This is a genomic window from Caballeronia sp. ATUFL_F1_KS39, assembly GCF_023630985.1.
Taxonomy (GTDB): Bacteria; Pseudomonadota; Gammaproteobacteria; order Burkholderiales; family Burkholderiaceae; genus Caballeronia; species Caballeronia zhejiangensis.
On record NZ_JALQDZ010000043.1, the window covers coordinates 50,916 to 77,592 of the forward strand.

Here is a 26,677-nt window from a genome sequence, read left to right on the forward strand (position 1 = left end):
CCCGCCCGCGGCGATCCAATTTCTATCGATAAGGAATTATTCATTTGGCATTTGAAGACTCGGGAAACTGTCTTCCTGAGCGCAGTTCTTCCGATAACCATATGACGGCGCACGGCGAATATGCGAAGCACGCGCCGCGTCATTTGCTACGCACGATTGCTTCGTAGCCGCGGCACGCAAAGTGCCTATAGTCGAAGGCTTCACCACATCATTTCGTCCGTTCCATGAAACCTTCGATCCATCGCCGCGCGCTGATCGCCGGCATCGCATCCATCGTTCTCGCTGCTATGGCGCCCGTTCACGCAAACGCCGAAACGCGCGAAGTGGTCATCGGCTATCAGGACATGGTCGTGCCCTGGCGTTATGCGCAGGCGAGCGGCGCCGTCGAGAAAGCCACCGGATACAAGGTCACGTATCGCAAGCTCGGCAGCGGCGCGGATGTCATTCGCGCGCTCGCATCGGGCTCCATTCAGTTGGGCGAAGCCGGCTCCAGCCCGATCGCGGCGGGCTTGTCGCAAGGCGTCGACCTTTCGCTGTTCTGGATTCTCGACAACATCAACGACGCCGAGGCGCTCGTCGCGCGCAACGGCTCGGGCGTAAGCAAGCTCGCGGATCTGAAAGGCAAGACGCTCGGCGTGCCGTATGTGTCGACGTCGCATTTTCATGCGCTCGTCGCCTTGCAACAGGCAGGCGTCGATCCGTCGACGGTGAAGATCGTCAATCTGCGTCCGCCGGAGGTCGCGGCGGCGTGGGAACGCGGCAATATCGACGCGACGTATATCTGGGACCCGGTGCTCGCCAAAGCCAAGCAGAACGGCAAAGTGCTGATCACGTCGGGCGAAGTGGCGAAGGAATCGGGCAAGGCGACCTTCGACGGCTTCGTCGCGTCGCGCAAGTTCGCGCAGGACAATTCGGCGTTCCTGAACGGTTTCGTCAAAGTGCTCGCCGATACCGACGCGCAATACCGCGATCACAAAGCCGACTGGACCGCCGCGTCGAAACAGGTGCAGGCCGTCGCGCAGGAATCCGGCGCGAATCCCGCCGACGTGCCCGCGAGTCTCGCGCTCTACGCCTTCCCGAGCGCGGGCGAGCAGGCGTCGCCGACCTGGCTCGGCGGCGGAGCGCAATCCGGGGCGGCAAAGTCGCTCGCGGCAACCGCTCAGTTCCTCAAACAGCAGGGCACGATTCAGAACGTGCTCGCGGATTACTCCACGGGCGTCGATCCGCGCTTCGTGCAGCAGGCCGCGAAATGACATCGCTTTCCATCCGCAACCTCGGCGTCACGTATGAAGGCGCGAGCACGCCCGCGTTGCAAGGCGTCGACTTGCAGATCGGCAGCGGCGAGTTCGTCGTGGCGCTGGGTGCATCGGGATGCGGCAAGACCACGCTGCTGAATTGTCTCGCGGGTTTCCTGGAGCCGACCGAAGGCGAAGCGTCGCTGAATGGCGAACCGATCGACGGGCCCGGCGCCGAGCGTGGCGTCGTGTTCCAGAAGCATGCGCTGATGCCGTGGCTGAACGTCATCGACAACGTCGCGCTTGGCTTGCGTTTTCGCGGCGTGAAGCGCGACGAGCGCCGCGAGATCGCGCGTCGCACGCTCGCGCTCGTCGGCCTCGCGCAACATGAACACGCGAAGGTCTACGCGCTGTCGGGCGGGATGCAGCAGCGCGTCGGAATTGCGCGCGCGCTCGCGAGCGATCCCGAAGTATTGCTGATGGACGAACCGATGGGCGCGCTCGACGCCCTCACGCGCGAAACCGTGCAGGAACTCGTGCTCGACGTTTGGGCGCGCACCGGAAAGACGGTGTTCTTCATCACGCACAGCGTGGAAGAGGCACTCTTTCTGGCGACGCGCCTCGTGCTGATGACGCCAGGTCCGGGCCGCATCGAAGAGGTGCACGAACTGCCCTTCTCGCGGGACTACGTTCGCAGCCGCGATGCGCGCGCCGTCAAATCGTCGCCCGCGTTCATCGAATGGCGGGAGCGGCTGACGCGCCGCCTGCATCGCACCGAGACGGAGGCGGCGTGAACCGGCCCGCTCACGATGTCCCGCTGCCGAACGCCCCAAGCGCATCGCCAGCCACGCGACGCGTCACCCGCACGAAGCATCGCGCGCGCTATCGCGGAATGCCGGGCGCGGGGCCGACCGCGCTGCCCAGCGCGCTGTGCGTCGCGACGCTCGCGGCATTGTGGTGGGCGGCCACGCATTTCCACTGGCTGCCGCCGCTCTTTCTGCCTTCGCCCGAGGCGGTCTGGCAGGCGTTCATCGACGCGTTGCACGGACGGCTTCAGGGCGGATTGCCGCTCTCGGAGCATCTCTTGTGGAGCGCGATCCGCGTGTTCGGCGCGTTCGCGCTCGCGGTTGTCACGGCGGTGCCGGTCGGAATTCTGATGGGCGTGAGCCGCATCGCGCGCGGCGTGCTCGATCCGCCGCTCGAGTTCTATCGGCCGCTGCCGCCGCTCGCGTATCTACCGCTCGTCGTCATCTACTTTGGTATCGATGAAACCGCGAAGATCGTCGTCATCTGGCTCGCCTGCTTCGCGCCGATCGCGATGGCCGCGCGCGCCGGCGTCAGGAGCGCGACTGCCGAGCAGGTGAACGCCGCGTGGTCGCTCGGCGCGAACTTCGGGCAAGTCGTGCGGTTCGTCGTGCTGCCCGCCGCGCTGCCCGAAATACTGACGGGCCTGCGCATCGCCGTGGGCTTCGGCTGGACCACGCTCGTCGCCGCCGAAATGGTCGCCGCGACCGCCGGCCTGGGTCAGATGGTGCTCAACGCGTCGAGCTTTCTGCGCACCGACGTGGTGGTGATGGGCATCGTGCTGATCGGCGCGATCGCGTGGATTTTCGACTTCGGCATGCGCGCGCTGGAGCAGCGGCTCGTGCCGTGGAAAGGACGCTGAGCCGCACGGGCCTGGCGTCGCGGCGAACTTGGAATCGGCTGGACTCCTGATCCAGTAAGGGTTCCCTATCCGGCAATAAGGAAAATTAATTATTGACGTACTGCTGCTGAAAGGCAGAATCTCTCGGAAACAATCCTAATAAGTATTTCAGCGGCGCGACACGCTGAAAACAGATTTCCTTCCGCCATGCGTTGACGTGGTCTCTATACATGGAGAACAAAATGAGAAGGATACGAGGGATGGTCCTGGCTATTTCATCAGGAGTATTGATCAGTGCATGCGGCGGCGACGCCGGCTCCGATGTCTCAGGCCAGAGCACGAAAAGCATCGCAGGACAGCCGGCTTCACAGACCGAATCGACGACCAAGGGCTACGCGTTGTCGACCGTCATCTGGAGCCGCGTTCCCATCGGCGTGTGCTGGGACATGAACAACGCGGATTTCGCGCGCTTCGCGTCGGCACGAAACTGGAGCCGCCTCGCAGTTCAGGAAACCTGGGAACAGCATTCGGGCGTGCGTTTCACAGGCTGGCAGCAATGCACGAATGACCCCAATTACTTCGGGATCCGAATCAGCGTCGATGACAGCGCGCAGAGCGGGCCGCATACTTTCGGCCTCGGCGCGATGCTGAACAACGCGGTCGGCGGAATGGCGCTCAACTTCACGTTCAGGAACTGGAGTCAAAGTTGCCAGGGACGCGAAGAATACTGCATACGCCGCATCGCCGCGCACGAATTCGGTCACGCGCTGGGCTTCGCGCACGAGCAGAACCGGCCCGACACGCCTTCGACCTGCAACGAGCCCGCGCAGGGCACGAACGGCGACACGACGATCGGCGCGTGGGATGTCGCTTCGATCATGAATTACTGCAATCCCGAATGGAACGGTGACGGCAAGCTGAGCGCCACCGACATCGACATGGTGCAGAAATACTATGGGCCGCCGCCTTCCACTCAGACGGTGTACACGCTGACGCGTGCGCAGGCGCCGGCGCGGATTACCGCCTACGAGTTTCCTTCGCGCGCTGTGAAGGCGTCGATCGATCTTTCGCTGGGCGGCGACTATCAGCGCGTCGATCAGATGTTCGCAAGCGCCGACGGCAAGCGGCTGCACGTGCTGATGGAGCGAAATTCGACGTCCGTCGATCTCGCCACCATCGACACCGCGAGCAACAAGGTCGTGCGCGTCACGCCCATCGGTCCGATGTTGACGACGTTCACCGGCTATGGTTTTCAGCCCGCGTTGACCGGAAATCAGGTCTATCTGTGGAACAAAAATATCATCGACGTCGTCGATACGGATTCGGGAACGCTCGTCAGAAAGCTCGTGCTGCCGAAAGAATTCAGCGTCATCAAGATCGCGACGGCCGCCAATGACAGCGAGCACATCTTCGCGCTCGCGAACGAGCGGGGAACGAGGCTGGAGGTGCTGCGCATCGAATCGGCGAGCGGCTTCATCAGGGGCGGCTATCCGGCCGGTTCGGCGCCGGCGGCGCCGCGCGATGAGTTCACCGTCACGCCGGATGCGAAGAAAGCGTATTTCGTCGGATTCGCGTCGCCGAATGCACAGGGCAATCTCACGGAGATGGACCTGGAGAGCGGCTTCACGCGCGTGCTGACCGATCTGCCGGAGAAGAATCCGAAGTTCATCGCGGCGATCAACAATCAGCAAATTCTCTTCGCCGATGACAATGCCAACAGCCCGAGCTCGGTCATCCTCTACGACGTGACGAGCAGAAGCAAGACGACCGCGCTGAGTTCGTCGAAGTCGATGGCGTATCTCCAATACGAACCGAAAACGAAATCCATTCTTCTGGAGCAAGACGGCGTCTGGTCCGTCAATCAGTTGAGGCAGCGCGCGGACGGAAAATACAGAGACGTCGATCTCGGCCTGCGATCGTTCAGCAGCGGTTCGGCGTATGGCGGCGTCGCTCCGTTCGTGCTCGTGACGCGCTGATGTTCAAGGCGGCGCGCCAGTGGCATGATTGTCGGGTCGACCCGATCGTGCAGCGCTGGCCCGGAGGTGGCTCATGTCCGTCTTTCTTGAAGTCGAGCACGTCACGACCTATCGCTACAACACGCCGGTGGAATTCTCGCCGCATCGCGTGATGTTCCGGCCGCGCGCCGCGCACGATATCCGCGTGCTGTCGGCGACGCTCGCGGCCGCTCCGCACAGCACGCAGTACTGGATGCACGACGTGTTTTCCAATTCGGTCGCGGTCGTCGAGCCGCGCGTGCCCGCCGACACGCTCGAACTGCGCGCGCGTTTCGTCATCGAGCATTTCGGCATCAGGAATCTGGAGTTGCCGGTCGCGCCCGAAGCCGAGAATTATCCGTTTCAGTACGCCGACGAGGACCGGCTCGATCTGGCGTCTTTCCTGCCGCCGCAGTATCCCGACGATCAGCCGATGCTGCGCGACTGGGTCGCGCAGTTTCTGCCCCGGCGCGGCGTCACGCACACGCGCGACATTCTGGGGAACATCAACGCCGCCATTCGCAGCGACTTTCAGTATCAGTCGCGCGACGCGATGGGCACGCAGCGTCCGTCGGAGACACTGAACCGGCACAGCGGCACCTGTCGCGATTTCGCGCTGCTGATGATGGAAGTCGTGCGCGGACTCGGACTGGCCGCGCGCTTCGTGTCCGGGTATTTGTACGATCAGGCGCTCGACACGCCCGCTGCGCCGGCCGTCCGCAACACGGGGCTGCAGCAGGGCGCGCGACAGATCGAGAGCCGCGACGAGCCGCTCGTCGTCGGCGCGGGCGCGACGCACGCGTGGCTGCACGTCTTTTTGCCGGGCGCGGGCTGGGTGCCCTACGATCCGACGAACTCGCTCGTCGGCGGCACCGATCTGATCCGCGTCGCGTACACGCGCAAGCCCGAACAGGCGGCGCCGGTGTCCGGATCGTGGTTCGGCGCCGCGGAGGACTTCGCCGGGATGGACGTCAGCGTCAGCGTGCGGCGCATCGAGCCGCCGAGCGAGCCGTTGGCGTCGGCGGCGATCAAAACGGACTGATCCCCGACATGCCGCCATCGACGGCTAGATCGGCGCCGGTCATGTATTGCGATGCATCCGTCGCAAGGAAAAGGACCGCCGATGCGATCTCGGCGGGGTCGGCCGGACGCTTCATCGGGATGACTTTCGCCCACTCCAGCAATTGCGTCTCCGACATGCCCAAGCTGTCGAAGATCGGCGTCTTCGCGACGCCCGGCGAAATACTGTTGACGCGTATGCCGAGCTCGACGAATTCGGCGGCGAAGCTTTTGGCCAGAGAAACGACAGCCGCCTTCGACGCGCAATATGCCGAGAAATTTTTCGTGCCCTGATTGGCCGCGAGCGATGCCACGAGAACGATCGATGCCGGCCGCGCGAGCGAAGGCAGCGCTTCGCGCACCGTCGCATACACGCCGCCGACGTTGATGTGCAAGACATCGGTGAATTGTTCCAGCGAGGTTTCGCGCACAGGCGTCTGCCGGGAAATGCCGGCGTTGGCGACCAGAACGTCGATCTCGCGCTGAAAATGCTCGACTGCGGTTTTGTAGAGACGCTGCATGTCGGCCGGACTGGCGGCGTCGGCCACGACGCACAGCGCATTCTCGCCGAGCGTTTGCGCGGCCTGACGCAGCTTCTCCTGGTTGCGTCCGCTGATCACGACGCGGGCGCCCTCCGACACGAACCGTTGCGCGGTGGCGAACCCGATGCCCGAGCTTGCGCCGGTCACGACCGCCAGTTTTTTATCGAGCAGCATCGTTTCATCCTTGCAGGTTGATGACGAGGGCGCGACCCGAGCGAAGCGCGCGCGTCGAATGCCCCGAACCTTTCAGATCGCCCGCGACGAACACCGAGCCTTCCGCGAAGCGCCGCGCGATGTCCCCGTCCTGCACCGCGATTTCAAGCTCGCCTTCGAGGACGACGACATACTGGCGCGACGGCGGATTATGACGATCGAGAAAATAGCCTTCGTCGAACTCATGCACCAGCACGCTCTCGCACGGCTGCGGCGGCGATAGCGTCACCGAAATGCCGTTGAACGGCACGGCGACGGTTTCGAACACGCGAATGGTCCTGAATGCCGAGTGCCCGTCGGCGTCGGTGTAGATCTCAGCGCAGTCCATGACGTCTCCTTGTCGACGATCCGCTTCGAAAATGTCACGCCACCGCTCCCTGGCCCATGCGTTCGCGCACCGCGCCGCAATGTTCGACGAGCTTGCCGCGCGTGGCGACGAATCGTTTGAGCGGTGTATCGATGTCGTAGAACCAGATGTTCGCGACGAACCCGTACAGCGCGGCATCGATGCTCGCGGGCGCGTCGCCGAACATGAACGGACCGTCGCCGAGCAGATTCGCTATTGCCTGGAGACTCGCGATGCCGCGCGCATACACGGCGTCCGGCTCGTATCTGCCGATGCCCTGATATCGATAGCGTTCGAAGTTGTATTTGCGCGCGCCTTCGAGCGCGTCGGCGCCGATGTCCGGATGCTGCGTCAGGAGCGCATCGCGAAACTGCGGCCAGTAGCGGTCGTCGCGCCAGCGCGAGTACGACATCACCCAGTAAAGATCGTCGAGCGTGCGGCGGACCAGCAGATCGAGATCGCGCTGCGCGGCGCCCAGCGCGTCGTCCAGTTCGATCGCGTGCTTGCTCTTCAGATGCGCGATGATCGCATCGCTGTCGCCGATGGTTTCATCGCCGTCGACGAGATACGGCAACTGCCCGCGCGGCGCGGCGCTCGTGTCCAGCACGTGACGATGCTCGAATGGCAGGGCCGCGAGCTTCAGGAACGCGAACACCTTCAATCCGAACGGATTGTTGTCTTCGAGGCCGAACAACTGAGGATACGAATAGAGCGTGATCATCGACGTCTCCGTGCGTCCGCCAGCAAGGACGCGCCAAGTTCGTTACGATTCCCGGTTGGCCTTGCATCTTCCCGTCACGCGTCGCGCCGCTTCCGCGCGCCGCCACACACGAAAAATACTATGCCCACGCCGCCTCATGCCATCGGTTTTACACTCGATCCGCTCGATCGCGTATCGGAGAAGCGCGACGATGAAACCTACGTCGCCGGCCTGCGCGACGATCCCGCCACGCGCTTTCTGCTGTTCGTGAACAACGTGCCGCTGTTCAAGCGCGCGAACGGTCACGATCCGCTTTTCGTCGCGCAGGAAATCGCGGCGCTCGGCGCGCCCGCGCAGACGGTTCTTCTCGGCCGCGACGCCGACCGCCGCGCGCTGTTCGCCCATTCCTTCGATGCAGAAACGCCGAGCCTCGCCGATGTCGAAGCGGTCGAACTGCGCCCCATCGCGATGCAGGGTCTCGTGTCGCCGCCGCTCGTCAGCGCGCTCGGCGAAGCGCGATCGATGCTCGACTGGCATCGCCGGCATCGCTTCTGCGCGAACTGCGGCCATCCGACCGATTCGGCGGGCGCGGGCTGGCGGCGCATCTGTCCGAACTGCAAGGCGCAGCATTTTCCGCGTGTCGACCCCGTGGTCATCATGCTCGTCACGGATGGCGAACGCTGCCTGCTCGGCCGTCAGCCGCAATTTCTGCCGGGGATGTATTCGTCGCTTGCGGGCTTCGTCGAGCCGGGCGAGACTTTCGAGCACGCGGTGTATCGCGAAGTGCTGGAGGAAGCGGGCATCCGCTGCACGGACGTGCGCTATTTCGCGTCGCAGCCGTGGCCGTTTCCTTCATCGTTGATGATCGGATGCTTCGCGCGCGCCGTCACGACCGATATCACCATCGACAGGAACGAGCTCGAAGATGCGCGCTGGTTCACGCGCGAGGAGATCCGCGCGATGCTCGACGGCACGCACGAACAGGGACTTTCCGCGCCGAAGCCCTTCGCGATCGCGCATCATCTGCTGAAGGCGTTCGCGACGCGCGAGGTGGACTGAGTGGGCAGCTTCGCGGCGCGGCTTCGGCGATCGGTGCAGAATCCGAACCTGTGTTGCGCGGGGCGCGGCGAGAGCATTCATCAGACATCGGGTGAACGACATGAACATGAAAGGCGGCATGCATATCTGGCTGATCCGGCATGGTGAGACCGAGTGGAGCAAGTCGGGCCAGCACACCGGCACGACCGACATTCCGCTCACCGACGAGGGACGCAGACAGGCGCGGGCGCTCGCGCCGGTGCTCGCGTCGCAGTCTTTCGACTTAGTTTTGACGAGCCCGATGGGCCGCGCGATCGAAACCTGCCGGCTCGCGGGTCTGGGCGATCGCGCGACGGTGGAGTCCGAGCTTCACGAGTGGAATTACGGCATCTACGAAGGCCGCACCACGCCGGAAATCCGTGAAGAGGCGCCGGACTGGTCGGTGTGGTCATCGCCGATTCCGGAGGGCGAAAATCTCGCGGATGTCGGCAGGCGCGCGCAGGCGCTCATCGACAAGCTGCTCGCGACGAATGCGATGAACATCGCACTTTTTTCGCACGCGCATTTTTCGCGCGTGTTCGGGGCGCAGTGGGCGACGGGATCGCCGGCTCTTGGGGCGCATCTCGCGATGGATACCGCCGCGATGAGTGTGCTCGGGTTTGAGCGCGACGTCCGCGCTATTGTTAAGTGGAATCTCTTGCCTTTTTGATGTTTTTTGCGATAGGTCCCGTGATCGTGTCGGCCTTTTCTTTCGCCGGATCCCGTTTTCGTGTCGGTGCATTAGGACAGGGGCAACGCCAATAGACCGACACCAACACGGGATCCGGCGAAGAACCATAAAAACCATCATCAGCAAAAAGCCGATACCAACGGTGCCTGCGAAGTTCCTGCGATCCGCCATCAAAACCCCGTCTCGCGCTCTACTTGACGTTGAGCTGAACCGATGCGATCAGTTCCGACAAACCGAGCCAGAGAATTTGCACGCCGATACAAAAGATGATGAACGCGAAAAGGCGCATGGCAATCTGCGTTCCGACGGCGCCAAGCAGGCGCTCCAAATGCCCCGCGAATCGCACGCACACATAGATGCTCGCGCACAGAACGACAAGCCCGACGCCCACGCCGGCGAGATGCACCGGCTGCAGCCCATGACGCGGCGAGCCCGTGCCGAGCGCGATGGCGACCGCTATCGCACCCGGCCCGACGGTGATCGGCAGCGTCAGCGGATAGAACGCCTTCGCACGCAGCGACGCGCCGCCGCGCGGCGTGGGCGCGGGTTCGGCGCCGTCGTCGTCATCGGGCGTCTGAAGCAGGCTCCAGCCCGCCATCGCGACGACGAAACCGCCCGCCACGCGCAACACCGGAATCGAGATCTCGAAAAACGTCAGCACATAAGCGCCGATCAAAAGCGACGCCAGCAAGATCACGAAACTGTTGATGCAGATGCGCCGCGCGAGCTCGGCGCGATCGGCGTCGCCGATATGCGGCAGCATGCTCAGCACGACGAGCGCCGTCGCGGGAGGATTGATGATCGGGAACAATCCGGCGACGATCACAAGGACCGTCTTGGCGAATTCGTTGAGCATGCGCGTCGTTGTCCGTCGTTCGTTGGCGTGCTGCAAGCCCGGACATTGTGCACGCTAAGCCGGCGCGCGTGCGCGCAATGACGGTCCGATCAGACGAACGGTGCGGTGAGAATCAGCGTGCATTCGGTGAGAAACGAGCCGATCCCGACGCCGATCAGCACGCGCGCGACGATCGTCCATACGCGCCGATCGACATTGCCCGCGCAGCGCCACGCGAGCGTGCACCACAGCAGATACAGCGCCGAGCACACGGCGAATACGCCGAGCATGCCGGGCCAGAACCAGACGGTGATCAGCAGAAATGTTTCGGGAGTGACGCCGCTCGTCCAGAGGTCGAGATAGACGAACCACCACGCGAGGTGGATCGGCACGCCCAACAGCCACCAGACTTTCCAGAAGCGTTCTTCTCCGCGCCAGGCCTTGCGCAACATGCGTCGTCGTGAGTGGAAAGAGGCACGCATTTTACTCCACGCGTTGCGCGCCCTTTCCGCGCCTTCAGGCCGACAGGCTGCGGCGTTTCGCTTCCATGCGCGTGATGAGCCGCTGCAGCACGTTCTCCGCGGCGGCCGAAAGCCGCACGAAGCGAAAGCCGACGACGTAACGCACATCGCCGCGCGGCGTCGTCACGGAGCGCGGCGACACGAGTTCGAGATCGACGGGCAAGGCCGCGCCCGGACCGAGATGAAGCACGACATCGCGGAACACGGTGCCGCGCTCCGTTTCCGCGAGACGCGGCGTGTCCATGCGCAGCGCGATGCCACCGAGCGACAGGTCGTGCACTTCATGGCGGAACGCTTCGCCGTCGGCGAATGCGCCTTTCGCGTAGAAGGGTTCGAGAACCGGCGTCGGCACGCGGAAGTATTCGCGACGCTGGAACTGATAGAGCTTCTCGGGGAACGGCACTTCGAACGCCTGACGTCCTTCGTGGGTCACGGCGCGCGCGGCGAGCGTCGTGAATTCGACGCGCACGCCGTCCGGCGCACCCTTGAAATACAACTGCCGCGCTTCGAGCAGCGCACGATTGTCCGCCTCGACGCCGCCCCAGTCGAACACGATGCACGCTTCGCGCGCGTCGGTTTTCAGCAGTTGCGTAACGATCTGTCCGCGCCCGCTCGTCACGGTGAGCATGTCGCCCCGCTGCACGAGCGTTCGCAGAACGATCGATATTTCGGATGGCGTGTGTCGCGCGAAGCGCTCATGATCTTCCGCGAATTTTTCGATGTCTGTCGTTTGCGGCAACGGTTCGGCGAGCATGATGGTCCAATCTAGTTATCAGTTTGGGACAGCGAGCGACGACTACCTGCTTTGCCTTATGTTGCCCGAAAAAAACGGCTTCAGTACATCGGTAACGACTAGATTTTCACGGCAATTCAGCGTTTTGCAGAGCAGCAAAACATTTGTCTTACGGATAACTTTCTAAAAATGAGAAGGCCGGGCGCGAACACCCGGCCTTCTCGCGCTTCATGCGACACGCGTCACGCGAGCGTATCGAGTTCGCTTGCGAGCGCGCGGCGTCGGATAGGCGCGAGCGCAGCGCCCATGCGTTCGCCCTGCGCCTCGCTGATGAGGCTCATCAGGATTTCGCCGAAGCGCGGTTCGTCCACGCCCGAGATGATGTACTGCCACCGATACGCATCGACCAGTCCCGCATGCACGCGCGCCTCTTCGTCGGCGGAAAGCGCGCGGTCGAGTTGCGATACGAAGTAATGCGCGTCGGCGGCGGCTTGCGCCTGCATCATCCCGTCGATGGCCGCGACTAGCTCGATCAGATCGCCGATCGCGGCATCGCGCGCGTCGTCGTCGAGCCGCGCGTCTTCGCGCATCCACTCGAGTTCGTCGATGATCGCGTGCTGCGACTCCTCCTTCCAGTGGAACAGGAAGATGTCCTTGAATAGCGGCGACAAGCTCGCGTCGCTTTCCATGCTCTGCCGGTAATGCACCTGCGTGACGATTTCGACGCAACACGTCAGCGCGAGAATCGACCACGTCGATTTGCCGAGCACGAACGCGGCAACCTCGTCGGCCTGCGCGATGAAGCGATAGCCCGGCGGCAGCGTTTGCGCGGCGAGCGCCTCCACGCGGCGAAACAATTCCTGATGCTTCAGCTCTTCGTCGGTGAACCGCACGATCGCTTCGAGCGCGGTCTGATCGCCGAGCGCATGATCGCGGCCGACCTCCAGCATCTTCGCGCCGACGAAACGCTCGATCATGCCGAACATGTTGGCGTACGTGCGGCCCTGAACCTGCGACATCAGACGGCGTTCGCGCGCGTCGAGGAACGGCAGACGATGCACTTCGGATAGTCCGTCGGGCATGAACTTGTGCGCGGGATCGAAATGACGGCCGCGCAATACGTCGCGATCGATATCCCAGCGGATGCGGCGGGACACTTCGATGCACTTCGCATAACGTTGCTGCGGGGTGATTTTCCTGGATTGAGACTCGTGCTGAACGGCTTCCATGTGCGAACTCCGGAACGACTCTGCGTCGATGACTCTGATGAATGCGCGCCCTGCAATCCGCGCGCTGCGTCGAACAGGTCTGCGTAGGGTCGTGCGCCGCGTCACCGTTCTGCGAATCATTCTCTGCAACGGCCCGCTCTCGCACATGAGGCGCATGTCCCGGCTGCGCACCGGGACACGGCATTTGGCGGCAATGAAGGGGGACGCAGGTCCCGAAGCGCTCAGGCGGCGGGCGCGTCGAAGCCCGCGCGGCGCGCGAGCACGATGGCCTGCGCGCGGTTTTCGACTTCGAGCTTCGCGAAAATGCTGGTGATGTGATTGCGCACGGTCTTCTCGCTCAACGCGAGTCGCGCGGCGATCTGCGCGTTGTCGCGCCCGCCCGCGAGCAATTCGACGATATCGCGCTCACGCGGCGTCAGCGCGGAGAACGCCGGATCGCTCACGTTCGATGACGGCAGAAACCCCCGCACTTCCTCGCGCCAGCGTTGCCACGCAGGCTCGGATTCGAGCGTGATGTGATTTTCGCTATCGAGCGGCACGAAGCGCGCGCCGGCAATCTGCCCGGCGAGCAGGCGGCTTTCGTCGAACGGCACGCGCGCATCGCCGCTCGCGTGCAGCACGAGCGTCGGACATTGCACGCGCGGCAGCAGCGCCACCACGTCGATCTCGTTGAACACGCGCATGATGCGCGCGGCGTTGCGCGGCGTGGTCGTCAGACGTTCGAGTTCGTTGAACCAGTGATGCTGCTCCGGCGTGCCGCCGGGAATGAACTGCGTCGTGAAGAACTGGCGAAACGCCGGATTCTGCTTGCCCCAACCGAGTTCGGCGAGCTTCACGAGCATTTCGGCTTCCTCGTGCAACGCCGGATCGCACGAGCGTTTCAAACGGCCGCGCGCGTAGCCGCCATGCAGCACGAGATGCGTGACCCGCTCCGGATGCGCGACCGCATACGCGATGGCAATCGACGCGCCCTGCGAAATTCCCAGCAGCGGAAAGCGTTCGAGGCCGCTCGCATCGGCGACGGTTTCGAGATCGCGCAGCCAGGCGTCGAAGGAAATTTCGCCGACGTCGCGATCGGAGAGACCGCAGCCGCGCTGATCGTAGCGAATCAGCGTGTGACGGCCGCACAGTTCGAGCATCAGATGGTTCCAGACCGGGCTCGTGAAATCGAGCTCCAGATGACTGAGCCAGTTCGCCGCCTTGATGAGCGGCGGGCCAGAGCCGCACGTCGCGTACGCGATGCGCACGCCGTCGCTCGCCGTGCAAAGGCGGATATGCTGCCGAGGCGTGGACGGGCGCGGCATCATCGGAACGATGTGTAAGTAGGGACTACCTAAAAAATCGATGCACGCGCGGCGGCTCGCGCGATTGCTCATGCTTGCGCGTAAAGCTTTGGAAAGTCAAGGAATAGACAGTCAGGGACGGCGCGCGCCGCGCATCTGGCTCGTCAGGTCGCCGTGATGCATGATGAGCGCGCGCAGCGACGGCCACATATGCATGTAATGCACCATGAAGCTGTCGCGCGACTGAAGCTGATACGGCGTGTTGATGGTCGCGCAATCGAGCAAATGGCGCGAGTCGGCAAGGCCATGCCGTGCGAGCACCTTGATGAACACGTCCTGGTCGCCGCCGCTCGCATAGGTCGACGATTTATCCGCGATCGCGCCGATGCTCTGCTCGATTTCCGTCAGCACGTCGAGATTTTGCGGCGTGTTGCGAAAACCCATGATGCCCGAGTTGAACTGCCAGCTTACGTCCGTCGCGAGCACGCGATCCCGCTTCTCGCATAGCGGTTCGAGCCGCCGGCTCTGATCGGCGACGAGCACGTCGGCATCGATCCAGAAGACCCATTCGTGTTCCGGCAAATGGCGCAGCAACACCCAGGGCTTGATCCAGTTGCCGCTCGCGCCCGCGCCCGCTTCGGCCGGCACGTCGCGATAGAGATGCAGCGCGTAGCCGTGACGCTCGCAATAGCGGCGCACGTTGCGCTCGGCTATCGCGCCGTATTCGCGGATATTCGGCGTATGAAGCATCGCGAGCGCGATGGACGCGCTTCGGTTCGACGCTTCGTAGCGTGTTTCATCGGCTTCCGGCTGCGGCAAGGCGAGATACGGCAGGCCGCGCGCCTGACACTCGTTGATGTGCTCCGCGAACAGATCGCGCAAGTCGGCGAAGACCGGCTGATTCTTCGGCGCATCGGGCATATCGGCGAGCGCAAGAGAGAACGCGGGCCATTCCGCCCATATCGGCGACACGTTCAGCGCCGCGAGCACAACGGGATGATGGCCTTCGATCGCCTCAGTGAACGGCCGAGGTCCTAGCGCACTCAGCAACTGCGCTTCGCTCGCGAGCGCCCTGCCGAACCTGGCGCCCTCGCAGATGCGTTGAACCTGCTCGCGCGCGGCCGCCGTGTTGCGCCAAAGCTGAAACGCCGCCATGACGTCGCCGGGGTCGTCGTCACGATACGAGACGATCCAATCGCGGTTTTCCCCGCGCATGAGCGTCTCGCACGGAATGTCGCGTAACAGCAGGCAATCCTGCGTGATCAGCAACACGAGATCGCCCTCGGCACACGCGCGCAGCTTGCGCAACAACACCTGATACTTCAACAGCATTCGCAGATGTGCCCAGCCGATCGCGGCCGTATCGACATACTCGTGCGGATAAGCAAGACGCGCGCAATAGCGGCGATGATTTTCGAACGACGCGCGCGCGGTGTCGTCGGCAAAAAAACTGATGACGTGAGTCGTCATGGCGATGCTCCAAAATGCCGGGTGTCGGGGATTTTGGTCCCGTCATCGGCGCGCGGGCAAGCGCAAGGACACTTTGTTTCGTCGTCGATTGTGACGGCTGCGAACGTTTCGCTCAGCGCTTCGCGCGCAGCGGCAGCGTCGCGATGAACTGATCGACCGCCGCGAAAAGCGCCGCACGCCGCACGCCGTCCTGCGCCTGAATCGACAGACCCGCGAACAATGTCATGCACAGCGCGGCGAGCGCCTGAACATCGGTGCGCGCGTCGAGCTCGCCATTTTCGACGCCCTGCGCGAGCCGCGCCGCGACGATCGACGCGACCTTGCGCCGGCGCTTCTGCATCTCGGCGCGCAATTGCGCGTGCTCGCCGCCGACGGACATCGCGCCCAGAAAGATCATGCAGCCACGCGGAGTCTTCCTGCCGGTGAACAATTCGACGCTCGCGCGGAACATCGCGCGCAGGCCGTCGCGCACGGATTCGTGCGCCTGCAACTGCCTGAGCGCCGCGCCGCCTTCGGCTTCCGTGTACAACTCGACCGCCTCCCGATACAGATCCTCCTTGCTGCCGAACGCGGCATAAAGGCTCGGCGAATTGATGCCCATGGCTTCGACGAGATCGGCCATCGAACAGGTGTCGTAGCCTTTCGCCCAGAACACTTCCATCGCGTTTCGCAACGCCGCTTCGCGGTCGAATGCGCGCGGCCGGCCGCGCGCCCTGTGCTGCGTCTCGTGCATTTCCGACGACATGTCTCGCTCCTTTTCGATGCCGGCGATTAGTGCGTCCATCGAAATTCTGAATTATGTGTCGATCGTAACAAAATAGCTGGACGCTGTCGCACGCCGATGCTTAAATATCTGTATCGATCGTCACATAAACATCGGAACCATCTCAGGAGTGTCGCAATGAAATCGACTTTGTCCGCGCTCGCAGCCGCTTTGCTGCTGGCAAGCCCGCTGGTGTCGTTTGCGCAAGCCACGGAAACGGCTGCATCGCCTGCGCCGTATTCGGTGTTCGTCGATCAACCCACCGGCTTCACGTTCGTGAAAATGCCGTCGGGCTGGAAGTTCGTCGGCGCGGTCTCGCAGGAAGAGGCGCAGCATGTGCCGGCGAACGTGTTGACGTCGGTGTTGCCCGCGGATTCCGCGCGCAAGATCGACACGGCGTCAGTCAGATAGGCGTTGGGCTGGAAACCGCATCGATTTCGATATCGAGCAAAGCCGAGCTCATCGACTTGCCGTGCGCGTCGAGCGCGAGCGAACGCGTGACGCCGCCGCCGAGCGCATCGCGCAAAACGAAATTGAACGCGTGCAAGAGCGGCAGTTCGTAACGCACGACATCGCCCTTCACGACATCGGCGAGATGCGCTTTCACGCGCTCGGGCGTCAGTTGCGCGCGCAGATGCGCGTAGTGCTTCGCGTCGAAGCAGATCACCGACACGTTCAACGTGTTGCCTTTGTCGCCGGTGCGGCCATGCGCGAGTTCACGCAGTTTCATCGCTTGCCTCCACGAATTCGAAAACGGGCTTCACGTGTTCGCGCGCGAGCAGCACGGACTGCACCGCGATGACTTCCCGCGTCGCCTTCGTCACGCCGCCGCCGCCCGCCGGACCGTTGGTATAGAGCGTTTCGATCTCGTTGCCGATGCGCGCCGCCTCCTTCGCGCTCGACGTGCGTCCCGCAACGCGCACGCGCACTTCATACGGCTCTTCGGCGTTCGCTGCAAGCGCGTCGCCGTAAAGCGAATTGACGCCGATGAGGTCGAAGCGCAGTTCGCTCGTATCGATGCACATGATCGACAGCCGTTCGCGCGCGATATCGAGCGCGAGCCGCGCGCGTGCGACCGCGCCCGGACCGCCGTAGGAAATCTGACCTTCGCCGATATAGCCATCGACATAAGCGACCGATGTCTTCAGCGTATCCGTGCGTGCGTGGCCGCGTCCGCCGGTCACGCGCACGCGGTCGTGCGCTTCCTGCGCGACGCGAACTTGCGTGAAATCCGCGACGACGTCCGGCTGAAAATAACGCGCCGGATCGTGAATCTCGTAGAGCAGTTGTTCCTTGCACGTCGCTTCGGTCACGCAGCCGCCTGCGTGCGGCACTTTCGTCACGATGACAGAACCATCCGCGCTCACTTCGCCGATCGGGAAGCCGAGACGCGCGAGATCGTTCACGTCCTTGTAACCGGGATCGGCGAAATAACCGCCCGTCACCTGACCCGCGCATTCGAGCAAATGGCCGACGACGGTCGCCTGTCCGAGCGTCGTCCAGTCGTCCATCTTCCAGCCGAATTCGTGGATGAGCGGCGCGGTGAATAGCGACGGATCCGCCACGCGGCCGGTCAGCACGATGTCCGCGCCCGCCGCGAGCGCAGCGACGATCGGCGCCGCGCCGAGATACGCATTCGCCGACACGATGCGGTCCGCGTACGCGCTCACATCGTCGCCGGATTCCTCGAAGCGCAGACGCGAACGCAAAACGACATCGAGCACGTCGTCGCCGGTGACGGCTGCGATTTTCAATCCGTCAAGGCCGAGCTCGCGCGCGATCCTCGCGGTCTTCTTCGCCGCCGCACGCGGATTCGCCGCGCCCATGTTCGAGATGATCCGCACGCCATTTTTCGCCGCGACGGGCAGCACGGCGCGCATGCGCGTTTCGAGCAACGGGTCGTAACCGAGTTCGGGATCGTTGCGGCGCGACTGCTGCGCGATCGCGATCGTGCGTTCGGCAAGGCATTCGAACACGAGATAGTCGAGCGCGCCGTGCTCCGCGAGTTCGACGGCAGGCTCGATGCGATCACCCGAATAACCCGCGCCCGCGCCGATTCTGATGATGTCTTTCATGGTGCTTTTCCTTTACAGCGGGAACACGCCCAGCACGACGCACGCGATCGTCATGACGACCGACGCGCCGAACAGCAGCGGGAACGTGAACTTCTGATGATCCGCGAGATCGATGCCGCACAAGCCGACGACGAGAAACGTCGCGGGCGTGAGCGGGCTCACGGGAAAGCCGGTCGTCATCTGACCGAGGAGCGCCGCCTGGCCGACATGCACCGCCGGCACGCCGAGTTGCGACGCCACTTCGGCGATCACCGGCAACACGCCGAAATAGAACGAATCGGGATCGAAGAGCATCGAGAGCGGCATCGACAGCAGGCCGAGCACGACCGGAATGTGGCCGGCAAAAGCGGGCGGCACGAAACCGACCGCCGCCTGCGCCATCGCCTTCAACATGCCGCTGCCCTGCATGATGCCGGTGAACACGCCCGCCGCGAGCAGAATGCCGGCCATCATCAACGCGGCGCGAGCGTGCGCGTCGATGCGCTTTCGCTGCATGTCGACGTTCGGGTAATTCACCATCAGCGCAATGCACAGCCCGACCATGAACATGATGGCGGGCGGAATCTTTTCGCCCATCGCGACCATCGTGCCGAGCACGACGACCGTCAGCACGATGTTGAACCAGAAATTCTTCGGGCGGCGCAGCGACTGTTCTTCGGGCGTCAGTTCGCGCTTCGGAAGCGGAATCGCGCCGTTCGCGCTCGAATAGCCGAGACGCTTTTCCTCGCGGCGGCCGAGCCACCACGCCATGCCGAACACGAACACGAGCCCGACGGCCTGCACCGGAATCAGCGGATTGAACAGCGATGAAATCGGCAGATGCAGCGACGCCGATGCGCGGATCATCGGCCCGGTCCACGGCAGAAAGTTGATGCCCGCCGCCATCGAAACGGCCGCGGCGAGCACGCGCTTGTCCATGTTCAGGCGATCGTAGAGCGGCAGCATCGCGGGAATCGTGACGAGAAAGCAGACGGCGCCCGAGCCGTCCAGATGAATCAGCAGCGCGAGCAGCGTCGTGCCCATCACGATGCGCGTCGGTTTCGTGCCGACCGCGCGCAGGATGCGATCGATGATCGGATCGAGCGTGCCCGCGTCCGTGATCGTGCCGAAGTAAAGGATCGCGAACACGAACATGCCGACGACCGGCGCGAGGCTCTTCAATCCGTCGATGACGAACCTGCTCGTCGAAAGCCCGAAGCCGCCGATCAGCGACGCCACGATCGGCACGATGATGAGCGCGACGAGCGGCGACATCCGTTTGGAAAGGATCGCCCCGAGCAGGACGACGATGGTGGCGAGGCCGAGCATCGGCAGCATGAACGTGTCTCCGAATATTGTCTTTTGGTGCGGTCCAGAGTAAGTTCGGAGCGGCGATTACACAATTGAAATGATTTGATCGCAGCTATCACGGACCATAATGGATCTGAATCTTCGCGATATCCGCGCGCTCGTCGCCGTGGCCGAGGCGGGCAGTTTCACGCGCGCCGCTGAACGCCTGCATTTGTCGCAACCCGCGCTGACCGTGCAGATACGCCGCTTGGAGGAAGCCGTCGGCGCGCGGCTTTTCGACCGCAACAGCCGCAACGTCGCGCTGACGCCGACCGGACGCGAACTGCTGCCGCTCCTGCGCAAGTCGTTGCGCGACATGGAGAACGTGCTGCGCGATGCCCGCGCGATGGGCATCGGCGAAAGCGGCACGATCCGCATCGCGTGCCTGCCGACGTTCGCGGCGAGCGTGTTGCCTGAGTTGATCATCGGCATGAAGCGCGAGGTGCCGCGCGTCGCATTTCAGATTCGCGACGTCGTGGCGAGCACCGTGAATGCGCTCGTGCGCAGCGAGGAAGCCGATATCGGGCTGACCGGCGGCGATGTGGCCGATCCGTTGCTTGAAGTGCTGCATGCGGGCGTGGACCGGCTCGTCGCGGTGTGTCCGAAGGCGCATGCGCTCGCGAAGAAACGCCGCATCTCGCTCGACGAGCTCGCGCATTCGCCGCTCGTGCTCACCGCGCCAGGCACGAGCGTGCGCGCGGTCGTCGACGCCGCGCTCAGCGAGACGCGCGAAACGCTCGAGATAGCGTGCGAGCCGACTTACATGATGACCGCCGTCGCGATGGTGCGCGGCGGCCTCGGCGTGACGATCCTGCCGGAAACCGCGCGCGAGGTGCGCGCGGAACCGGGGCTCGTCGCGAAACCGATCGACCATCCGGCGTTCGTGCGGCCGATCGCCATCGTGAAGAAGCGCGGCAGGACGCTGCCGGCAGTGACGGAACGCTTCGTCGAAAGCATGCGCGAGGCGATGACATCGCCCCGCTGATACACAGGCTTACTTTTCCATCGTCGCCATGTCGATCACGAAGCGATACTTCACGTCGCTCTTCAACATGCGCTCGTAAGCCTTGTTGACTTCGTCCATGCGAATCATCTCGATGTCGGACGTGATGCCGTGCTTGCCGCAGAAATCGAGCATTTCCTGCGTTTCCGCGATGCCGCCGATCAGCGAGCCCGCGAGCGAGCGGCGCTTGAAGATCATGTTCATCACCGAAGGCGACGGATGCGGATGCTCCGGCGCGCCGACGAGCGTCATGGTGCCGTCACGCTTGAGCAGCGACATGAACTGATCGAGATCGTGCGACGCGGCGACCGTGTTCAAGATGAAATCGAAGCTGTTCGCGTGCGCGGCCATCTGATCCGGATCTTTCGACACGACGACTTCATGCGCGCCCAGACGCTTCGCATCCTCGATCTTGCCCGGCGACGTGGTGAAGAGCACGACATGCGCGCCCATTGCGGCGGCGATCTTCACGCCCATGTGACCGAGACCGCCGAGACCGACGATGCCCACCTTGTGCCCCTTCTGCACGTTCCAGTGGCGCAGCGGCGAGTACGTGGTGATGCCCGCGCACAGCAACGGTGCAACGGCCGCGAGTTCGAGGTTCTCGGGGATGCTCAGCACGAACGCCTCGTCGACGACGATGTTCGTCGAATAGCCGCCGAAGGTCACGCCGCCCGACTTCTTATCCGGCGAGTTGTAGGTTTGCGTAAAGCTTTCCGGGCTCTCGCAATATTGTTCGAGTCCTTCCTTGCACGCATTGCAGACGCGGCATGAATCGACCATGCAGCCGACGCCCGCCAGTTGCCCGACCTTGAACTTCGACACGTCGGAACCGACTGCCGCGACGCGACCGACGATCTCATGGCCCGGCACGACCGGATAGTTCGTGCCGCCCCATTCGTTGCGCGCCATATGCAGGTCGGAATGACAGACGCCGCAGAACAGAATGTCGATGCGGACATCGTTCGGACCGACATCGCGGCGTTGAATTTCGAGCGGACCGAGCGGCTTGTCGGCTGCGGATGCTGCATAGGAATACGCTTTCAGCATGGTTTGCTTCCCTCTTTGATTTGCATCTGTGAACAGGACCGGCGCTTGCTCCTGCCGGAGAAGCGCGGCTATTGAATCAGACGTGCTGGATGGTTTTTGTGTGCGGCAGCGAACGTTCGCCATCATGCTCCGCCACGCGTTGCGAGCGACTTGCCGATCGCGCCGGTAGTTAGGCGGAGACGCGCAACGTCAGTACTGTATGCCTATCGGGGATTATCTGCCGAAACGACCGCGCGCCAGGCGCGTCGCCGGAGAATTTGACAATCGGCGCCGTGAGGATCGACCTCGCGGCGGAAGCATTTCGAGAGACCAGATCGATGAAAGCGAAAGCCATTACGGCCAGCATCGGCATGCCGGGCGGCGCGGTCAGCGCCGAGTTTCATATCGATACGGGGCGGCTCAGGATCTTCGAGCGCGGCATGCTGCGCGTCGAATTGTTTCCGCCGCAATCGTGGTTCACGGTGGCGTCGGTGGCGGGAAACAGCCGCTGGGGCACGCGGCCGCTGGAAGCGGATATGCGTCTCGTCGTCGAGAGCTTTATCCTGCAGCGCTTCGGCATGAAGGCGTATCGGGGCGAGACTTCCAGCGCGCAACGCGTATTCGATTCGCGATCCGAATCTTTAGCGGATCATCTCTGACTGCGCGCGGGCGGCTGATAGCCCGGAACCTGATGCAGCGCGCAATCGCACGCTGCGGAGAGCGCCGCCAGCCGCTCGATGTTCTCGCGCAAGTCGGCCTGCGTGCGCGCAATCGTTTCACGCAGCGCTTCGACCCGCGGCATGATCTGTTCCGCGATCACGCTGCTTTCTTCTTTCTTCCCGAGCCACGCTTCGGCGTCTTCGCGCGCTTCGCGCAGTTCCATCACCGAGACTTCGGTCTGTGCCTGAAGACGCGCATAGGTCTGCGCGAGTTCGCCGAGCCCCATCGATTCCATGCGCTCGACGAAATGGCGCGTCGAATGCATTGCGAGTTCACCGGCGTCGTAAGCCATGAACTGGGCATCGTCGATTGAAAGCGAGATGCGGCCTTCGGGCGTGGCGAATTCGAGCTTGATCGGCATGATGCGTGGATGTCCGTAATCGAAGAAGTGACCGGATTCTAGAAAGCCGCGCATGAAGCGACATTCAGAACAAGATGAAAGCCATATCGCGCGCGTGAAAAGGAGCATTAACGTCATTGCGATTCGTTCGAGCGCGCGAAACGATGCACGGCGATTAATTCGAATTGCGCCACATTTGGCGCGATGGAAATTTATCGACAGTTGCAAAACCCGCCCTCGACGCCGTGCGATTTTCAACTTGAAAAGATGCATTTCTTAAACCAACAATGGATCCATCTTTCGCGCTGGCCACTCCACTTCGCCAACCGAGATCTGACGCGCCCCATGGATGAGAAAGACGAAATACGCAAATCCGAAGAGTTGCGCAGCTTTCTGTTTCTGACCGTCGTCATGGTTCCCGTGCTCACGGTCATGATCATCGCCACTTACGGATTCGCGGTCTGGTTCTATCAGATGCTGATCGGCGGACCGCCACATCATTAACGAGCGTCGCGACTATTTGAATTAAATGGAGCTCAAACCCGTCGATATCAACGATCGTTACGCCGACAAGACCGACGAGTCTTGCGAGTTTCACATAGCCGGCGTCGTTGTATTCGGCCATATAGAAGCGCTGCAACGAATTACGCGCGCGCTCGCGGCTTTGCCTGGCGCGCAAGTTCACGGATCGAGCGCCGACGGCAAGATCGTTCTCACGCTCGAAAGCGATCGCTCCGCTTGCGTCGCCGAACAATTGCAGGCGGTGCAATCCATTCCCGATGTCATCAGCACCGCGCTCGTCTATCAGCATCACGAAGCCGCCGATCCGCTCACCGAGGACATCGACGATGAAACTGACTCGTCGCGCGTTCATTAAGCAGACGGCCGCCACCACGGCGGCCGCATCCGCGGGCATCACGCTGCCCGACATGCACGCCGTCGCGCAGAGCGACGACATCGCCTGGTCGAAAGCGCCCTGCCGCTTCTGCGGAACGGGATGCGGCGTGCTCGTCGGCGTGAAGGGCAATCAGGTCGTCGCGACACAGGCCGACCCGCAGGCGGAAGTCAACCGCGGACTCAACTGCGTGAAGGGCTACTTCCTCTCGAAGATCATGTACGGCCAGGACCGTCTGACGACGCCGCTCATGCGGATGAAAGACGGCAAATACGACAAGAACGGCGAATTCCTGCCCGTGTCGTGGGATGTCGCGTTCAACGTGATGGCCGAGCAGTTCAAGCGCGTGCTGAAGGAGAAAGGGCCGACGGCCGTCGGCATGTTCGGTTCGGGGCAATGGACCGTCTGGGAAGGCTACGCAGGCGTCAAGCTGATGAAGGCGGGATTTCGCAGCAACAATATCGATCCGAACGCGCGGCATTGCATGGCATCGGCCGTGACGGGCTTCATGCGGACCTTCGGCATGGACGAGCCGATGGGCTGCTACGACGACATCGAAGCCACCGACGCCTTCGTGCTGTGGGGCTCCAATATGGCCGAGATGCATCCGGTGCTGTGGTCGCGCGTGACGGCGCGGCGGCTTTCGAATCAGGACGTGCGCGTCGTCACGCTGTCGACGTTCGAGCATCGTTCGTTCGATCTCGCCGATCAAACCATCGTCTTCACGCCGCAATCCGATCTCGCGATCATGAATTACATCGCGAACTACATCATCAAGAACGGCAAGGTGAACCGCGATTTCGTCGACAAGCACACGAACTTCAAGAAGGGCAACGCGGACATCGGTTACGGGCTGCGGCCCGACCATCCGCTGCAAAAGGCGGCGAAGAACGCGGGCGATCCGAACGGCTCGCAGCCGATCACCTTCGACGAATTCGCGCAGTTCGTCTCGCGCTACGACGCTGCCTACGTGACGAAAATTTCCGGCGTGCCGAAGAACAAGCTCGACCAGCTCGCGCAGTTGTACGCGGACCCGAAGACGAAAGTCGTGTCCTTCTGGACGATGGGCTTCAATCAGCACACGCGCGGAACCTGGGCCAACAACATGGTCTACAACCTGCATCTGCTGACGGGAAAAATATCGACGCCGGGCAACAGCCCGTTCTCGCTGACGGGCCAGCCGTCCGCGTGCGGCACGGCGCGCGAAGTCGGCACGTTTTCGCATCGGCTGCCCGCCGATATGGTCGTGACCAACCCGAAGCATCGCGAGGAAGCGGAGCATATCTGGAAGCTGCCCGCGGGCACCATCCCTGACAAGCCGGGCTTTCATGCCGTGCTGCAAAACCGCATGCTCAAGGACGGCAAGATCAACGCTTATTGGGTGATGGTCAACAACAACATGCAGGCTGCCGCGAATATCAACAACGAAGCGCTGCCGGGGTATCGCAAGGATTCGAATTTCGTCGTCGTGTCGGATGTGTATCCGACGGTCACGGCCGTCGCCGCCGATCTGATCCTGCCATCCGCGATGTGGGTCGAGAAGGAAGGCGCCTACGGCAACGCGGAACGGCGCACGCAGTTCTGGCATCAGCTCGTACAGGCGCCAGGCGGCGCGCATTCGGATCTCTGGCAGATCGTGGAATTCTCCAAGCGCTTCAAGGTCGAGGAAGTCTGGCCCGCCGAACTGCTCGCGAAAAAGCCCGAATACAAGGGCAAGACGCTCTACGACATCCTGTATCGCAACGGCCAGGTCGACAAGTTTCCCGCTTCGCAAGTCGATCCGAAATATCGCAACAACGAGGCTGCGGCGTTCGGCTTCTATATCCAGAAAGGTTTGTTCGAGGAATACGCGAGCTTCGGACGCGGCCACGGCCACGATCTCGCGCCGTTCGACATGTATCACCAGGCGCGCGGCATCCGCTGGCCGGTCGTCGATGGCAAGGAAACGCGCTGGCGTTACAAGGAAGGCTCCGATCCGTATGTGAAGGCCGGCGCCGACTGGCAGTTCTACGGCAATCCGGACGGCCGCGCGGTGATCTACGCGCTGCCTTACGAGCCGCCCGCCGAATCGCCGGACAAGGACTATCCGTTCTGGCTCGCGACGGGCCGCGTGCTGGAGCACTGGCATTCGGGATCGATGACGCGCCGCGTGCCCGAGCTGTATCGCGCGTTTCCGAACGCGGTGTGCTTCATGCATCCCGACGACGCGAAAGCGCTTGGCCTGCGACGCGGCGTCGAGGTGCGCGTGATATCGCGGCGCGGCGAGATGCGTACGCGCGTCGAGACGCGCGGCCGCGACAAGCCGCCGCGCGGGCTCGTCTTCGTGCCGTGGTTCGATTCAAGCCAGCTCATCAACAAGGTGACGCTCGACGCCACCGATCCGATCTCGTTTCAGACCGACTACAAGAAGTGCGCGGTCAAGATCGTGCGGGTCTAGGGTCCGGGAGCCGACGCCATGCGTACGTTGACAGCCATCGTCATTGCATCGCTTCTTGCGCTGGCCGTGCTCGCGATCGCGCAGCCCACGGTGCCCAGTCTGCCGTTCCACGATTCGCTGCGCGGCACGGCGCCGCTCGATGAGGAACCGAAAGCCCCGCTCATCGCGCCGACCGAAAACAAGGACGTGATACGCGGACTCAACTACGCACAGCAGCCGCCGACGATCCCGCACAAGATCGACAACTATCAGCTCGACAAGAACGCCAACCGCTGTCTCGGGTGTCACGCGCGCAGCCGCGCCGAGGAAAGCGGCGCGGTGCCGGTGGCGGTGTCGCATTACATGGATCGCGAGGGCGCCGTGTCCGGGCATCTGTCGCCGCGACGCTACTTCTGCACGCAATGCCACGTCCCGCAGGCCGATACGAAACCGCTCGTCGGCAATACGTTCGTCGCCGTCGAAGACGTCAGGCAGCAGCCGGACAAAACCAAGAAGCGATAGACGATAAACAAG

Annotated in this window: 29 protein-coding genes; 14 read left to right on the plus strand and 15 right to left on the minus strand. The window is 63.0% G+C overall.

Translation table 11 applies throughout. The annotated features are described in order from the left end of the window. The first annotated feature begins 287 nt into the window (after positions 1–287). The 5 genes from tauA to NCR93_RS23105 all read left to right on the plus strand — a co-directional run bounded on the left by tauA (position 288) and on the right by NCR93_RS23105 (position 5,916). Positions 288–1,253, plus strand: a complete 966-nt coding sequence (tauA, locus tag NCR93_RS23085) for a taurine ABC transporter substrate-binding protein (protein WP_372492545.1) — start codon at positions 288–290, stop codon at positions 1,251–1,253. Then, positions 1,250–2,029: a taurine ABC transporter ATP-binding protein gene (locus tag NCR93_RS23090; protein ID WP_008349010.1), complete on the plus strand. Its 780-nt coding sequence runs from the start codon at positions 1,250–1,252 to the stop codon at positions 2,027–2,029. Before tauA ends, NCR93_RS23090 begins: the two co-directional genes overlap by 4 nt. Continuing rightward, positions 2,026–2,901, plus strand: coding sequence for an ABC transporter permease subunit (locus tag NCR93_RS23095; RefSeq protein WP_175982627.1), 876 nt, complete (start codon positions 2,026–2,028; stop codon positions 2,899–2,901). Before NCR93_RS23090 ends, NCR93_RS23095 begins: the two co-directional genes overlap by 4 nt. A 266-nt stretch (positions 2,902–3,167) precedes the next feature. Next, positions 3,168–4,856, plus strand: coding sequence for an ATPase (locus NCR93_RS23100; protein ID WP_175982628.1), 1,689 nt, complete (start codon positions 3,168–3,170; stop codon positions 4,854–4,856). Between the two features lie 73 nt (positions 4,857–4,929). Then, positions 4,930–5,916 carry a transglutaminase family protein gene (locus NCR93_RS23105; RefSeq protein ID WP_250497406.1) on the plus strand — a complete coding sequence of 329 codons (987 nt, stop codon included), beginning with the start codon at positions 4,930–4,932 and terminating at the stop codon, positions 5,914–5,916. Here the strand turns inward: NCR93_RS23105 and NCR93_RS23110 are convergent. From NCR93_RS23110 to NCR93_RS23120, 3 genes are read right to left on the minus strand one after another with little or no spacing between them, the layout of a single operon-like run. Then, positions 5,903–6,649: an SDR family NAD(P)-dependent oxidoreductase gene (locus tag NCR93_RS23110; RefSeq protein WP_250497407.1), complete on the minus strand. Its 747-nt coding sequence runs from the start codon at positions 6,647–6,649 to the stop codon at positions 5,903–5,905. The genes NCR93_RS23105 and NCR93_RS23110 overlap by 14 nt on opposite strands. 4 nt (positions 6,650–6,653) lie before the next feature. Next, a complete protein-coding gene (locus NCR93_RS23115; protein WP_008349017.1) occupies positions 6,654–7,016 on the minus strand; it encodes a cupin domain-containing protein in 363 nt (120 codons plus the stop codon). Between the two features lie 34 nt (positions 7,017–7,050). Then, positions 7,051–7,755, minus strand: coding sequence for a glutathione S-transferase family protein (locus NCR93_RS23120; RefSeq protein WP_175982630.1), 705 nt, complete (start codon positions 7,753–7,755; stop codon positions 7,051–7,053). A gap of 120 nt (positions 7,756–7,875) precedes the next feature. Here NCR93_RS23120 and nudC point away from each other — a divergent pair, with 120 nt between their 5' ends. Continuing rightward, the gene (nudC, locus tag NCR93_RS23125; RefSeq protein ID WP_175982631.1) at positions 7,876–8,793 is read left to right on the plus strand and encodes an NAD(+) diphosphatase; all 918 of its coding nucleotides are present in this window, start codon (positions 7,876–7,878) and stop codon (positions 8,791–8,793) included. 100 nt (positions 8,794–8,893) lie between these two features. Beyond that, positions 8,894–9,481 carry a histidine phosphatase family protein gene (locus NCR93_RS23130; protein WP_033536518.1) on the plus strand — a complete coding sequence of 196 codons (588 nt, stop codon included), beginning with the start codon at positions 8,894–8,896 and terminating at the stop codon, positions 9,479–9,481. Between the two features lie 211 nt (positions 9,482–9,692). On the opposite strand, the gene NCR93_RS23135 is transcribed toward NCR93_RS23130, so the two are convergent. The 7 genes from NCR93_RS23135 to NCR93_RS23165 all read right to left on the minus strand — a co-directional run bounded on the left by NCR93_RS23135 (position 9,693) and on the right by NCR93_RS23165 (position 16,318). Continuing rightward, positions 9,693–10,358 (minus strand): MarC family protein, encoded by a 666-nt coding sequence (locus NCR93_RS23135; RefSeq protein WP_175982632.1) that lies wholly within the window; start codon positions 10,356–10,358, stop codon positions 9,693–9,695. Between the two features lie 89 nt (positions 10,359–10,447). Further along, complete coding sequence (locus NCR93_RS23140; protein WP_008349022.1) at positions 10,448–10,789, minus strand: hypothetical protein; 342 nt, start codon at positions 10,787–10,789, stop codon at positions 10,448–10,450. 64 nt (positions 10,790–10,853) lie between these two features. After that, the gene (locus NCR93_RS23145; protein WP_175982633.1) at positions 10,854–11,612 is read right to left on the minus strand and encodes a flagellar brake protein; all 759 of its coding nucleotides are present in this window, start codon (positions 11,610–11,612) and stop codon (positions 10,854–10,856) included. A gap of 221 nt (positions 11,613–11,833) precedes the next feature. Then, entirely contained in the window at positions 11,834–12,820 is a 987-nt protein-coding gene (locus NCR93_RS23150) for a hypothetical protein (protein ID WP_175982634.1), read from the minus strand. 221 nt (positions 12,821–13,041) lie between these two features. Next, on the minus strand, positions 13,042–14,127 hold the full coding sequence (locus NCR93_RS23155) for an alpha/beta fold hydrolase (RefSeq protein ID WP_033536494.1): 1,086 nt from the start codon (positions 14,125–14,127) through the stop codon (positions 13,042–13,044). Between the two features lie 108 nt (positions 14,128–14,235). Next, complete coding sequence (locus NCR93_RS23160) at positions 14,236–15,573, minus strand: glycosyltransferase family protein (RefSeq protein ID WP_175982635.1); 1,338 nt, start codon at positions 15,571–15,573, stop codon at positions 14,236–14,238. 112 nt (positions 15,574–15,685) lie between these two features. Then, positions 15,686–16,318: a TetR/AcrR family transcriptional regulator gene (locus NCR93_RS23165; RefSeq protein ID WP_008349029.1), complete on the minus strand. Its 633-nt coding sequence runs from the start codon at positions 16,316–16,318 to the stop codon at positions 15,686–15,688. Positions 16,319–16,474: 156 nt separating this feature from the next. Here NCR93_RS23165 and NCR93_RS23170 point away from each other — a divergent pair, with 156 nt between their 5' ends. Continuing rightward, positions 16,475–16,747, plus strand: a complete 273-nt coding sequence (locus tag NCR93_RS23170) for a hypothetical protein (RefSeq protein ID WP_175982636.1) — start codon at positions 16,475–16,477, stop codon at positions 16,745–16,747. On the opposite strand, the gene NCR93_RS23175 is transcribed toward NCR93_RS23170, so the two are convergent. From NCR93_RS23175 to NCR93_RS23185, 3 genes are read right to left on the minus strand one after another with little or no spacing between them, the layout of a single operon-like run. After that, a complete protein-coding gene (locus tag NCR93_RS23175; protein ID WP_008349032.1) occupies positions 16,740–17,066 on the minus strand; it encodes an AtuA-related protein in 327 nt (108 codons plus the stop codon). The two genes, NCR93_RS23170 and NCR93_RS23175, sit on opposite strands and share 8 nt — an antisense overlap. Next, on the minus strand, positions 17,053–18,411 hold the full coding sequence (locus tag NCR93_RS23180; protein ID WP_175982637.1) for an acyclic terpene utilization AtuA family protein: 1,359 nt from the start codon (positions 18,409–18,411) through the stop codon (positions 17,053–17,055). The genes NCR93_RS23175 and NCR93_RS23180 overlap by 14 nt, the downstream gene beginning before the upstream one ends. Before the next feature lie 12 nt (positions 18,412–18,423). After that, positions 18,424–19,728, minus strand: a complete 1,305-nt coding sequence (locus NCR93_RS23185; protein ID WP_175982638.1) for a CitMHS family transporter — start codon at positions 19,726–19,728, stop codon at positions 18,424–18,426. A 100-nt stretch (positions 19,729–19,828) separates the two neighbouring features. Between NCR93_RS23185 and NCR93_RS23190 the strand changes: the two genes are divergently transcribed. Further along, positions 19,829–20,725 carry a LysR family transcriptional regulator gene (locus NCR93_RS23190; protein WP_175982639.1) on the plus strand — a complete coding sequence of 299 codons (897 nt, stop codon included), beginning with the start codon at positions 19,829–19,831 and terminating at the stop codon, positions 20,723–20,725. A 9-nt stretch (positions 20,726–20,734) separates the two neighbouring features. Here NCR93_RS23190 and NCR93_RS23195 read toward each other — a convergent pair whose 3' ends face one another. Further along, on the minus strand, positions 20,735–21,793 hold the full coding sequence (locus NCR93_RS23195) for an NAD(P)-dependent alcohol dehydrogenase (RefSeq protein WP_008349042.1): 1,059 nt from the start codon (positions 21,791–21,793) through the stop codon (positions 20,735–20,737). Between the two features lie 317 nt (positions 21,794–22,110). Here NCR93_RS23195 and NCR93_RS23200 point away from each other — a divergent pair, with 317 nt between their 5' ends. After that, positions 22,111–22,431: a hypothetical protein gene (locus NCR93_RS23200; RefSeq protein ID WP_008349044.1), complete on the plus strand. Its 321-nt coding sequence runs from the start codon at positions 22,111–22,113 to the stop codon at positions 22,429–22,431. Here NCR93_RS23200 and NCR93_RS23205 read toward each other — a convergent pair. After that, complete coding sequence (locus NCR93_RS23205; protein ID WP_239295008.1) at positions 22,422–22,907, minus strand: hypothetical protein; 486 nt, start codon at positions 22,905–22,907, stop codon at positions 22,422–22,424. The two genes, NCR93_RS23200 and NCR93_RS23205, sit on opposite strands and share 10 nt — an antisense overlap. 270 nt (positions 22,908–23,177) lie before the next feature. Here NCR93_RS23205 and napE point away from each other — a divergent pair, with 270 nt between their 5' ends. From napE to NCR93_RS23225, 4 genes are read left to right on the plus strand one after another with little or no spacing between them, the layout of a single operon-like run. Then, entirely contained in the window at positions 23,178–23,336 is a 159-nt protein-coding gene (napE, locus tag NCR93_RS23210) for a periplasmic nitrate reductase, NapE protein (RefSeq protein WP_008349047.1), read from the plus strand. A gap of 25 nt (positions 23,337–23,361) precedes the next feature. Continuing rightward, entirely contained in the window at positions 23,362–23,709 is a 348-nt protein-coding gene (locus tag NCR93_RS23215; protein WP_175982640.1) for a chaperone NapD, read from the plus strand. Further along, positions 23,681–26,164 (plus strand): periplasmic nitrate reductase subunit alpha, encoded by a 2,484-nt coding sequence (gene napA / locus NCR93_RS23220; protein ID WP_008349051.1) that lies wholly within the window; start codon positions 23,681–23,683, stop codon positions 26,162–26,164. Before NCR93_RS23215 ends, napA begins: the two co-directional genes overlap by 29 nt. Before the next feature lie 18 nt (positions 26,165–26,182). Beyond that, a complete protein-coding gene (locus tag NCR93_RS23225; protein WP_175982641.1) occupies positions 26,183–26,665 on the plus strand; it encodes a nitrate reductase cytochrome c-type subunit in 483 nt (160 codons plus the stop codon). Positions 26,666–26,677 lie beyond the last annotated feature (12 nt).